Genomic DNA, 11,655 nt, shown 5'->3' on the forward strand with positions numbered 1-11,655 from the left:
CTTAGAAGTAGGAGACTTCTTTCGGAATAAGTTCAAAGATTAGGCACGTTGCCCAGTTACATTTTGTCAGAGGTGAATATAAATATAATAATAAACGGACAAGAAAAGGCATTTGACCCATGGCTCTTCAAAAAGGGGAAAGGGATAATGAGCTTGGAAATTGGATTGACTATTTTGGTGTTTATCATGACAATGTTTGTTATATTTTTGAGGCCAGGCGGTATTAATGAAGCATGGCCAGCATCGGTCGGGGCAGGCATTATTTTACTAATGGGGATTGTATCACATGAAGATGTTATGGATATTATCCATAAGATAGGCGGCGCATCTGTTACTATTATGGCCACGATCGTCATGGCTGTCATATTGGAAAGTTTCGGTTTTTTCCACTGGGCAGCTGCGCGACTTGCAAATTTAGCTAGAGGTTCTGGTTATCGCCTGTATTGGTACATTCAGCTTTTATGTTTCTTAATGACCCTTTTATTTAACAATGATGGCAGCATTTTGATTACGACTCCAATTTTAATTCTACTGCTTAAAAACCTTCGGCTGAAACTACATGAACAGCTCCCATATCTTTTAAGTGGGGCTCTCATTGCGACCGCTTCCAGCGCACCTATTGGCGTAAGCAATATTGTCAATTTAATTGCATTGAAAATTGTTCATATGACACTTTATATGCATACAGCCATGATGTTTGTGCCAGGAACACTTGGATTACTGTTCATGTCCTATTTAATGTTTGTTGTTGTAAAGAAGAAATTACCGAAGACGCTACCCGCTTCCTTATATGATGTAGAAGAAACCTTTTTCTCTGAAAAATTCCATCTATTAAAAGGGACACTGTCTGTTGAAACAAAAAATCAACGCACGAAATTTATGTTAAGACTTTTACTGTTTGTCTTTGTGATACGCTGTCTGCTCTTTGTTGCGTCCTATCTCTCCATTCCAATTGAAATTGTGGCAGTGCTCGGATCACTCATATTGCTTGCATGGAGATGGTATCATTTACGCACAAACCCGCTGGATATTTTGAAAAAGACCCCGTGGCACATTTTAATTTTTGCCTTCTCCATGTATGTCATGATTTATGGGCTCCACAATGCAGGATTAACGGCCATGCTTGTAAAAGCATGTGAACCCATCGTCAATCAGGGACTGCTCCAGGCGAGCTTTATGATGGGCGGATTAGTTTCGATTTTATCCAACTTTTTCAATAATCACCCTGCCTTAATGATCGGAACCATTACCTTAACCGAAATGGGACTGGACCCTATCACATTAAAGACGATTTATCTCGCAAATATTATTGGCAGTGATATGGGCTCCTTGTTATTGCCTATTGGAACGCTCGCCTCTCTTATTTGGATAGATATTTTAAGGAAGAATAAGATCAAAGTCACCTGGAAAGATTATTTAAGCTTATCATTGATTGTTATACCTTTGACAACGATTGTGACGTTATTCTTGTTATTCTATTGGGTGCAGATGGTTTTTGCCTGATGTTTTATCACTTCACAGGAAAAAGAACAGAAAAATAGCTATTTTCAACACAAAAAAGCCCGTTCATAAAATATGATTAAGGCTGTGGTGATAAATGGCTGGACTGTAGACAGGAAATAATTCCTGTCTCTTTTCTATTTATGGGCTCGCTATCAAAAAAGTAGCGCAACCGGTCACACGACCTGATCAAAGGCTTCACCAAAATAATGGAAGAACCGGATACCCACTAATGCCAATTTAAAATTCCCCAATAATAACAGATAATCGGTACATAGATTGTTAAATATGAACATTTACAGACAAAACAAATTTGGATTTTCTTATACGCTTCATATGATATAATATGTTTTATCATAAGCAGTAAATAATGCATTTGCTTTAAACGGTACAGTGAATAGAAGGGCGGGACATCATGCATATTATTAAGAAAAAATTAGATATTCAAGACTTCATTGAAAAGTTTGAATTAATAGCTTCATATGATGATGTTGGACAAAAGTATTACCTTGTGATTGAAGATAGAGAACGAGGAGGGGATTGGACACTGATGAAATATTCAGACAGCCAATGGACCCTTCATGGCAAAGGCTTGAATTATTGTGATCATGATGAACAAAGTTTGCTCGATAAAGATTTTGTTCAATTTATTTGGAAAAACCGGAGCTTGTTTAATCGGAAAATTAAAGAAGCTATATTAAGTTAATTTTTGAAGAATGTTTTTATCATTAAATTGTTGGCTATTTCCTCTCTCCATATCGGACAGAAAGTAATTGTTACCCATGATATGGAGGAAATGCTCAAGAAATAAGAATTTTAGAAGAGTAAAATTAATATGACCCTAAATAGTTCTCTAGACTATTTAGGGTTTTTCTGCAATTTCAAACAACTTTATTATTATTTATATTTCGCTTTCCAAATGGGTTAGAGCCAAAGTTAAACGTAGCCTAGTACTTTTGAAATTTTGTTGAGTGACAATAAAGTTGTTCAATTCGAAAAGTTAAACAAATAAAAAAGGATTCGTTGCTTATAGCATTCGAATCCTTTTTTAATGATAGTTAATTTACAACTTCCTCACCAGTCAATGCGATGTGTCCTTCTCCCCAGCTGCACATGGCATCCAAAATGGGACGAAGAGACCAGCCATACTCATCCGATATACAAAGCTGCAATGATGATAACTATTTCATAAAAGTTTACTTATGCTAACGAACCTTTTTGATAAGGCACACAGAAAAACAAGACAGCTTGATTTGGATCATCTATGCTACAATTGCTTCTAAGCATGGTGTAATCGGGTATACAAAACACATTGCTGCTGTGTATTCTAAACACGGTATTAAAGTCAATGCAATTTGCCCAGGTACCATCTTCTACACCAATGACAGAGGAAATGTTAAAAACGAGACCTACGGATAACATTCCATTGAATCGATTCGGACAGGTAGACGAAGTAGCTGAACTAGCTGTTTTCTTAGCTTCTGATGAATCTAAGTTTATGAACAGAGCGATGATTCCAATCGATGGTGGGTACACAATCGTATAAAACGTATTAGAAAAATTCAAATGTGTCGTATATTTTTAAATAATCGGAAAGCTTAATTTGAAGAGTTTCTGACAGTCTTAAAAGGAGGTCCTCTGGTGGGGAAATTTTCAACAAGATCATCAATAGCCATTGCGTTTTTAATTCTTATCTGGAGTATATCTTGGTCCATCTATAAAATTGCCTTACCGTATACTCCGCCTATTCTTTTTGCAGGCATGCGTGCACTTATTGGCGGAGTCCTATTAGCCATTTTTTTAATACCAACGTGGAAAAAAATAAAATGGCGTGAAAACTGGATTCGATACTGTTTATCAGCTTTGTTAAATGCTATTTTATTTTATGGATTTCAAACAATAGGCTTGATGTATTTACCCGGAGGATTATTTTCTGTCCTCGTTTATTTTCAGCCTGTACTGATTGGCCTTTTTGCTTGGGTTTGGCTGGGAGAGCAAATGTCGAGACTAAAAATTATCGGACTGATTGTTGGCTTTTTAGGCATATTAACGATTAGTACGGATGGACTAACGGGGGAAGTATCCATCACGGGTGTTATTATAGCCTTATTGACAGCGATAACCTGGGCACTTGGTACTATTTATGTGAAAAAAGAGAGCAAACAAGTAGATTCCTTGTGGATGATCGCGTTACAGTTCACAATTGGAGGAGCAATTTTAACAAGCATTGGAGCCGGAGTAGAAGGCTTTTCAAATATTATTTGGAGCAGGGAGTATTTGTTTGGATTAGGATTTGGGGCTACATTTGGAATTCCTATTGCATTTGTGCTCTATTTTACACTGATCAACTCAGGAGATGCCAGCAGTGTCGCGTCCTTTACTTTTCTTGTCCCGCTCATTGCCGTATTAGTTGGAACTGTGTTCATGAATGAACCATTTAGCATTACACTTTTTGCAGGATTAATTTTAATCATACTTAGCATTGGTTTCGTAAATTATTCAGGAGAAAGTAGTAATAAACAGGTAAATACAATGGAAAGAACAAAAGAAATCGGTTAAATAAGTGAAGCAAAGAGTCTGACCCATAAGTTCGCTAAAAGCGTACTTGTGGATATCAGTCTCTTTTTATTGTTCCTCCGCTTTCTGAAAAATCCACAAAGCGACCTGCAAAATCAACGCATCCTTAAATCTTCTAGGATCATAACCTGTTTCTTCTACAATTTTGTTCAGACGATAAATTAACGTGTTTCTATGCACATATAAATCGTCAGCTGTTTTTTGGATATTAAGATCATTAACGAAGAAAGATTCCAATGTTCTTGCTTTATTCTTATCAAAGTTTTTCAATACCCGATGAGAAAAACGCTCAGCTACTATTTCATCAACTTGATAGATTAAAGCCTTCGCTTCAATTTGAGCAAATGAAACAAAATCTTTTTCGATTTCACTTATTTTCAAGGTTATTTCACATTCTTTGTAAGATTGGCTGAAATTATCCAGATTATTGAAAGGAAGGCTATAAGCCATTCGGAATACTATATTTAATTTCTTTAATAAATCATAAACACAGTTTATCTTTAGGTTTATTTCTTTCTCATTTATGCCGTAAATAGCTATAAATATTCGGTTAACATTAATAAAACCAACAATTCCATTTTCTTTTCCAATTGTTTTTTCTAACTTTTGAATAAATGTTCGGTTTGAAATGGATCGCTCTGTTATTTGGATAATAATTGTCGTAAAAGGCGGAATAAGATGCAAGCCGAGTAAGCTAAGACTTCGGTCAATGCTGGTAGCAGAAGGATCACTTTTCAATAACTGTTCAATGATCACCTCTTTTGTTCGCTGCTTCCATTCCATCTGTGAGACCATGAATTCCTGCTTAATCATTAGTTCCGTAGTCATTTTAACTAGTTCTCCAATGTCCCCCATTTCATCGGGATCTCCGGTAATACCAATGACACCTATAATTTGTTCCTGAAAAACAATTGGAAGATTGACTCCGGGCTGAGCACCTTCCCAATGCTCATTTTCATCCGTATGAATCGTAAGTGTTTTCCCGCTTTTAAGAACCTCGATTGCTCCTTCATGAACGGAACCTATTCTGGATTTATCCTTTGTTGCAATAATTACCCCTTCCATATTGATGATATTGACGTTGCGATGAAGACGCAGGGAAGTCTCATTTACAATTTCACTTGCAATTTTTTCTGTTAGCATAGTCATTTCCTCTTCTGTATTTTAGTTAAAATATACAAAAATAAGTTAGTTTTTTATAGTTATTTTATACAATATAGCCATAGACAAATATAGTCAAGATTCTTATAATTTACATTAAGTAAATGAAAGCGTTTTCTAAAGGGGGAGATTTTATGAAAATTATTATAGCACCAGATTCATTTAAAGGGAGTCTAAGTGCGATCGAAGCAGCAAATGCGATAAACAGGGGCATTAAAAAGGCGTTTAAGGAAGCTGAAACAGTATTACTTCCTGTAGGTGATGGCGGCGAAGGAACGATGGAAACCTTGGTTGCTGCTACAGGAGGAGAAATAAGAACGGTATCCGTTACGGGTCCATTAGGCAATCAGGTCGAAGCAGCATATGGAATATTGGGCGACAGTGAAACGTGTGTGATTGAAATGGCATCTGCATCAGGATTACACTTGGTACCTGAAGAGAAGCTGTCTCCTCTACAAGCCACTACTTACGGCACTGGGCAATTGATTCAACATGCTCTCGATGACGGATTTACTTCCTTCATTATTGGTTTAGGAGGATCGGCGACAAATGATGGAGGAGCCGGAATGCTTCAGGCTCTAGGAATGCAGCTTTTGGATGGGCAAGGAAATGAAATCGGCCATGGCGGTGGTGAACTAAACAAAATTAAGAGGATTGACTTACATTCTTTCGATAAGCGAATAAAAGACAGCAAGTTTATCATTGCTTCCGATGTCCAAAATCCGTTGATCGGACTTGATGGGGCTTCTCATGTTTTCGGTCCTCAAAAAGGGGCCACAGCAGCGGATGTGGAATTGTTGGATAGCAATCTCACTAATTGGGCAGATGAGATTGAACAAGCAACCGGCATAAAACTTCACGATCAACCAGGCGCAGGTGCAGCTGGTGGTATCGGAGGAGCATTTCAAGCCTTTTTCCCTGTTGAAGCGAAACGAGGAATAGATGTCGTTCTTGACTACATTAAATTGGATGAGGAATTGACGAATGCTGACCTTGTCATCACAGGAGAAGGAAGAGTTGATAGTCAAACAGTATTCGGGAAAACCCCGATGGGGGTTGCTCAGGCAGCAAAAAATCGAAATGTTCCAACCATTCTTATGACAGGATCTGTCGGAAAGGGCATTGAAGTACTTTATGATTTCGGCGTTGTAAGCGTAAACAGTATTATAAATAATCCGATGTCCTTAAAAGAAGCCATGGAACATGCAGAGGAATTACTGGAATCAAGTGCTGAACAAGTTGTTCGTTCTTATTTCTATCAAAGTGTGAAAGAAAAAGGAGGTCATTTGCTTGAGAATTAAAGACACTATTGAAAAAGTACCAGGAGGCTTGATGGTCGTTCCTCTTTTACTGGGAGCTACACTGAATACAATTGATCAAATGCATATACCAGTCGTAATGAATGTTCTGAAAGCTCTCGGTACAGCGCCAACAGATGATGGTTATTATGAATTTTTAAGAATCGGCGGATTTTCCCAGGAATTATTTAAAGATAGTGCACTTGTGCTTATCGCCTTATTTTTATTTTGTGTAGGAAGCCAGATGAATTTAAAAGTAGGCGGAGTTGCTTTGAAAAAAGGTGTACTGCTCACTAGCACGAAATATTTGACTGGTCTGGCAGTCGGTATGGCGTTCGGATTTTTCTTTGATCCATGGAGTGGAATATTAGGGTTGTCTACCTTAGCCATTATTGCTGGGATGACAAATAGTAACAGCGGAATGTATGCTGCTTTAACCGGACAATACGGTAATAGATCGGACGTAGGCGGACTGTCTATTCTCGCCATTAATGATGGACCTTTCTTAACGCTGGTATCTTTAGGGATTTTAGGAACTGCTTTCCCGTTGATTGCATTCATTGCCGTATTATTGCCAATCGGTATTGGAATGCTTTTAGGAAATCTTGATCCGAAAATACGTGAATTTTTGCAGCCAGGTGAATCGTTAACGATCCCCTTCTTCGCATTTGCATTAGGCGCCGGAATGGATTTGGCGAACTTCTTTAATCCTGCTGTACTTGCAGGCGGGTTAACACTTGCTATCCTTACGTTTGTTCTTACTGGTGGAATGAGTATACTTGTATTTAAATTATTTAAAGAAAAAAGTTACATTGCTCCACTTGCGGAAGCGTCTACAGCAGGAAATGCAGCCGCTACACCTGCAGCAATAGCAGCGGCAGCTTCAGTGGCAGTAGGGTCAGGGGCTATGACAGCAGCGGAGTTCGAAGCGATACAGAACATTGTTCCGATTGCTACGGCACAAATTTCCGTATCGACAATCACAACGTCTCTACTCTGCCCACTAGGGGTTATTCTGATGGATAAGTATCAAAGGAAAAGAGGTATTGATGGCACCCGAGAAGACCTTGGACTAAAGGGAATGGAAAGCAAAACAGAAACGAAACAAGCAGCAAGTAACTAATTAATCGTTTACCCCCTTTTCAATTCAAAGGGGGTAAACGTTATCTTATAATAGAAATATCTACTATTAAAAAGGCGGGGTGTATGTAGCATGAATACAGAATTACTTTATGGAAAAGAAGGTATTTCATTAGATTTACCGGATCATTCATTTATCATCGAACCGAAAAATTTACCTAAATTAGAGAATGAGGAAGAAGCAATTCGACAGGCATTAAGGAATCCGATTGGTGCACCGCCATTAAAGGAATCGGTAAAATCGACAGACACTGTATCGATTGTAATCAGTGATATAACGAGACCTACACCGAATCATATTTTAGTCCCCTTATTAATAGAAGAATTAAGCCACGTTCCTTTGGAGAATTTTGTGATTATTAATGGTACAGGAACACACCGTGATCAAACGAGGGAAGAGTTTGTCCAAATGCTCGGTGAATGGGTCGTCGAGCATATTCGTATTGTCAATAATCAATGTCATAATAAAGAAGAACTTGTGAATATAGGTAAAAGCAAATTCGGCTGTGACGTTTATTTGAATAAAGATTATGTAGAAACAGATTTTCGTATTGTAACAGGCTTTATTGAACCACACTTTTTTGCAGGCTTTTCAGGAGGGCCAAAAGGAATAATGCCAGGAATTGCCGGAATTGAAACAATTATGACCTTTCATAATGCAAGAATGATTGGGGATCCTCTTTCTACTTGGGGCAATATGGTTAACAATCCTGTTCAGGACATGACTCGTGAAATAAATGGAATGTGCAAACCTGATTTTATGTTAAATGTCACGCTAAATCGTGAAAAAGAAATTACAGAAATTTTTGCAGGAGAGCTTTATGAAGCGCATGACAAAGGCTGTGCGTTTGTCAAAGAACATACAATGTTCCGCTGTGATAAGCGATTTGACGTCGTGATCGCCTCAAACTCCGGCTACCCGCTTGATCAAAATCTTTATCAAGCGGTAAAAGGAATGAGCGCGTCACATAAAATTGTCAAAGAAGGAGGATCTATTATTATTGCATCAGAATGTTCAGATGGTTTGCCAGATCACGGAAACTATTCCAAGATCTTTGAAATGGCAGACACGCCTCAAGATTTACTCGATATGATCAACAACCCTGAGTTTAAAATGTTTGACCAATGGCAAGTACAAAAACAGGCAGTCATCCAAGTTTGGGCAGATGTTTATGTGTACTCCAAGCTTACAGATGAACAGGTTGAAGGAACGATGCTAAAACCAACTCATGATATCGAGAAGACAATAGATGATTTAAAGAAAAAGTATGGTGAAAATATGACAATAGCTGTCCTTCCTTTAGGTCCTTTATCGATCCCTTATGTCGAGGAGAAAGAATTCGTTTAATTATAAAATACTAAAATAAAATGAGGCGCAAAATATGAATAAAATAATTGAAAAAAACCAGCAACTTGGTGAAATCCTTTCTGGAATGAATCGCGTTATTGTCGCTTTTTCCGGCGGAGTTGATAGTACGTTAGTGTTGAAAAGAGCACAGCAGGAACTAGGTTCTTCCAATGTTCTTGCTGTTGTCGTTGCATCAGAATTATTCCGTAAAGAAGAGTTTGAGGGTGCTGTTAATCTTGCAAAAAAAATGGGCGTAAATGTTCACCAAACTGAAATTAAGGAATTGGAAGATGAAGGGGTGACGGCGAATACTCCTGATAGCTGGTATTACAGTAAGAAATTACTTTATTTTCATTTAAATCAGCTCGCTAAAGAACTAGGTTATGATTATGTTCTGGACGGAATGATCATGGATGATATGGATGATTTTCGCCCTGGCATGAAAGCAAGAACAGAAGCAGGAGCTCGTAGTGTATTACAGGAAGCGGGTTTATACAAACAGGAAGTCCGTAAGCTTTCTAAAGAGCTTGAGCTTCCCGTCTGGAATAAACCTGCATCATGCAGTCTTGCATCCAGAATCCCATATGGAACGAAACTAGATAAACGTAAAATTGAACAAGTCAATCAGGCAGAAAAATTCATTGCAAAACTTGGATTCGACATGGTACGTGTACGCCATCATGACAATGTTGCTCGTATCGAGGTGACTCCAGAGGAAATTAACGAATTATTAAAGCATCGGGATAAAATAGATTTAAAACTAACATCACTTGGCTTTAATTATGTGTCAGTCGACCTGCGTGGTTACCGTACCGGCAGCATGAATGAAGTATTGTCTGAGGATGTAATGAAGGTGGAATTTGGATGATGATTGGTCAAAGAGTTAGACTTGTATGGAACGAAACGAATCCAATTTATCTATAAAATGGTTTGTTTTTTATTAAAAGTAGTGATGATCCAGTTAAATGAAGCTGTCTGAAGAGGTCATAAATGTTGACTTACTGCTAGGCAGTCTTCTTTCTGTTAATTTGAGTGTGGAATTTACACCTTTATAATAATGAGCTAAACGAAAAAAAGAATCTTCAAGAATGAAGATTCACTATTATAATCTTCACTATTATAATGTAAATCTATCCTCTAAATCATCAAACCCTTGATCGCTGTCTTTTCTTACTTCGAACTGCAATCCATCACGAGAAAACACGCTAACTTCATAGTTTTTGTAATCCCCATAGTTTTTGCATTTGCCTTTTACATCATAGATAAATCCAATGTAGTCTTTTCCTTCTCCAGGCAAAAACTCTTCTTCAACGAAATGAACGTCTTTGTAGTCAAAAGGCCTACTAGATAATATATTTCTTATTGTTTCTACTGAGCTTGACAAATCACACTTTATTCTTTCCGACGGATTCATCTAAATCAATCCTTTCTTTTATTTTATTCAATTGTATCCCATCTTTAAAGCTATGCTATGTTGTTCCCTTTATGTATCGCTTGTAAACATCATTTTTTGAATATTTTCCGACAATTGAATATAATTTGTTCAATGACGATTCCGTATTTACGTGTCTTTACAAATTTTCACTAAGTTATTATTTTCTTTCGTATAATCAAAGTGAATGTAATCGGCAACGTGGATATAGAAGTGGTACAATAATGACAAATGTATGAGAGACGGAAGGGGGATTTTTAGTTGTGCGTGACATGCAAAAAAAAATTATTGAAGAGCTAAAAGTAAAACCGGGGATTAATGCACCGGAAGAAATTAGACGAAGTGTTGATTTTCTGAAAGCTTATTTGCGTCACCATTCTTTTTTAAAAGGATTTGTGCTCGGTATTTCCGGCGGTCAGGATTCAACACTTGCTGGTAAACTTGCACAGATGGCGGTCGACGAATTAAAAGAAGAAACAGGTTCTGACGACTATGCTTTTTTTGCTGTACGCCTTCCATACGGTGTTCAAAAGGATGAAGATGACTGTCAGGATGCACTTGATTTTATCCAGCCGGATGAAATATATACGATTAATATCAAACCGTCTGTTAAAGCGAGCGAAGCAGCTCTGATGGGAAACGGTATTGAGTTAACGGATTTTATTAAAGGAAATGAAAAAGCACGCGAACGAATGAAAGCACAGTACAGCATTGCCGCCATGAAAAACGCGGTTGTCATCGGCACGGATCATGGAGCAGAAGCAGTAACCGGTTTTTATACAAAATTCGGTGACGGGGGCGCTGATCTTATTCCGCTTTCTCGTTTAAATAAACGACAAGGGCGTCAAATGCTGCAAGAATTAGACTGTCCGAAGCATCTGTATACGAAAGTACCGACAGCCGACCTTGAAGAAGATCGTCCGCAGCTGCCGGATGAAGTGGCACTTGGCGTCTCGTACGAACATATCGATGATTACCTGGAAGGAAGAGAGGTACCGGATGCAGCAGCGGAACGAATAGAAGACCTCTTTAAAAAATCAGCACATAAACGCCATCTTCCCATTACCGTTTTTGATGATTTTTGGAAAAAATAATGCTTTCAGGCTTCTGCCAGGAAGTTTTTTAAATCTGAATTTTCAATAAAAACTCCAACGCCTTGACCGACCAGCTGTATACATATAAAATGAGGTCGAAATGTG

12 protein-coding genes are annotated in these 11,655 nt (G+C 37.9%); 10 read left to right on the forward strand and 2 right to left on the reverse strand.

Annotated features, from left to right (window positions below; translation table 11 throughout):
* Window positions 1-147: 147 nt before the first annotated feature.
* From AWH49_RS03970 to AWH49_RS03985, 5 genes are all read left to right on the forward strand, one after another.
* Complete coding sequence (locus AWH49_RS03970) at window positions 148-1,503, forward strand: arsenic transporter (RefSeq protein WP_063964719.1); 1,356 nt, start codon at window positions 148-150, stop codon at window positions 1,501-1,503.
* A 412-nt stretch (window positions 1,504-1,915) separates the two neighbouring features.
* Window positions 1,916-2,206, forward strand: a complete 291-nt coding sequence (locus AWH49_RS03975) for a hypothetical protein (RefSeq protein ID WP_063964720.1) — start codon at window positions 1,916-1,918, stop codon at window positions 2,204-2,206.
* Between the two features lie 542 nt (window positions 2,207-2,748).
* A complete protein-coding gene (locus AWH49_RS21165) occupies window positions 2,749-2,919 on the forward strand; it encodes an SDR family NAD(P)-dependent oxidoreductase (protein ID WP_211268376.1) in 171 nt (56 codons plus the stop codon).
* Window positions 2,849-3,046 (forward strand): SDR family oxidoreductase, encoded by a 198-nt coding sequence (locus tag AWH49_RS20640; protein ID WP_280512812.1) that lies wholly within the window; start codon window positions 2,849-2,851, stop codon window positions 3,044-3,046. The genes AWH49_RS21165 and AWH49_RS20640 overlap by 71 nt, the downstream gene beginning before the upstream one ends.
* 95 nt (window positions 3,047-3,141) lie before the next feature.
* Window positions 3,142-4,059: a DMT family transporter gene (locus tag AWH49_RS03985; RefSeq protein ID WP_063964721.1), complete on the forward strand. Its 918-nt coding sequence runs from the start codon at window positions 3,142-3,144 to the stop codon at window positions 4,057-4,059.
* 66 nt (window positions 4,060-4,125) lie between these two features.
* Here AWH49_RS03985 and AWH49_RS03990 read toward each other — a convergent pair whose 3' ends face one another.
* Window positions 4,126-5,220: a CdaR family transcriptional regulator gene (locus tag AWH49_RS03990; protein ID WP_169815971.1), complete on the reverse strand. Its 1,095-nt coding sequence runs from the start codon at window positions 5,218-5,220 to the stop codon at window positions 4,126-4,128.
* A gap of 152 nt (window positions 5,221-5,372) precedes the next feature.
* Here AWH49_RS03990 and AWH49_RS03995 point away from each other — a divergent pair, with 152 nt between their 5' ends.
* The 4 genes from AWH49_RS03995 (at window position 5,373) to larE (ending at window position 9,892) form a co-directional block, all read left to right on the forward strand.
* Entirely contained in the window at window positions 5,373-6,539 is a 1,167-nt protein-coding gene (locus tag AWH49_RS03995; protein WP_063964723.1) for a glycerate kinase, read from the forward strand.
* The gene (locus AWH49_RS04000; protein ID WP_063964724.1) at window positions 6,529-7,659 is read left to right on the forward strand and encodes a 2-keto-3-deoxygluconate permease; all 1,131 of its coding nucleotides are present in this window, start codon (window positions 6,529-6,531) and stop codon (window positions 7,657-7,659) included. Before AWH49_RS03995 ends, AWH49_RS04000 begins: the two co-directional genes overlap by 11 nt.
* A 90-nt stretch (window positions 7,660-7,749) precedes the next feature.
* Window positions 7,750-9,024, forward strand: coding sequence for a nickel-dependent lactate racemase (larA, locus tag AWH49_RS04005; protein WP_063964725.1), 1,275 nt, complete (start codon window positions 7,750-7,752; stop codon window positions 9,022-9,024).
* A gap of 34 nt (window positions 9,025-9,058) precedes the next feature.
* On the forward strand, window positions 9,059-9,892 hold the full coding sequence (larE, locus tag AWH49_RS04010) for an ATP-dependent sacrificial sulfur transferase LarE (RefSeq protein ID WP_063964726.1): 834 nt from the start codon (window positions 9,059-9,061) through the stop codon (window positions 9,890-9,892).
* 249 nt (window positions 9,893-10,141) lie between these two features.
* Here larE and AWH49_RS04015 read toward each other — a convergent pair whose 3' ends face one another.
* Entirely contained in the window at window positions 10,142-10,438 is a 297-nt protein-coding gene (locus tag AWH49_RS04015) for a hypothetical protein (protein WP_034288659.1), read from the reverse strand.
* A 290-nt stretch (window positions 10,439-10,728) separates the two neighbouring features.
* Here AWH49_RS04015 and nadE point away from each other — a divergent pair, with 290 nt between their 5' ends.
* Window positions 10,729-11,550, forward strand: coding sequence for an ammonia-dependent NAD(+) synthetase (gene nadE / locus AWH49_RS04020; RefSeq protein WP_063964786.1), 822 nt, complete (start codon window positions 10,729-10,731; stop codon window positions 11,548-11,550).
* Window positions 11,551-11,655 lie beyond the last annotated feature (105 nt).

The sequence above is a fragment of the Domibacillus aminovorans genome (assembly GCF_001643235.1).
GTDB classification, from domain to species: domain Bacteria; phylum Bacillota; class Bacilli; order Bacillales; family Domibacillaceae; genus Domibacillus; species Domibacillus aminovorans.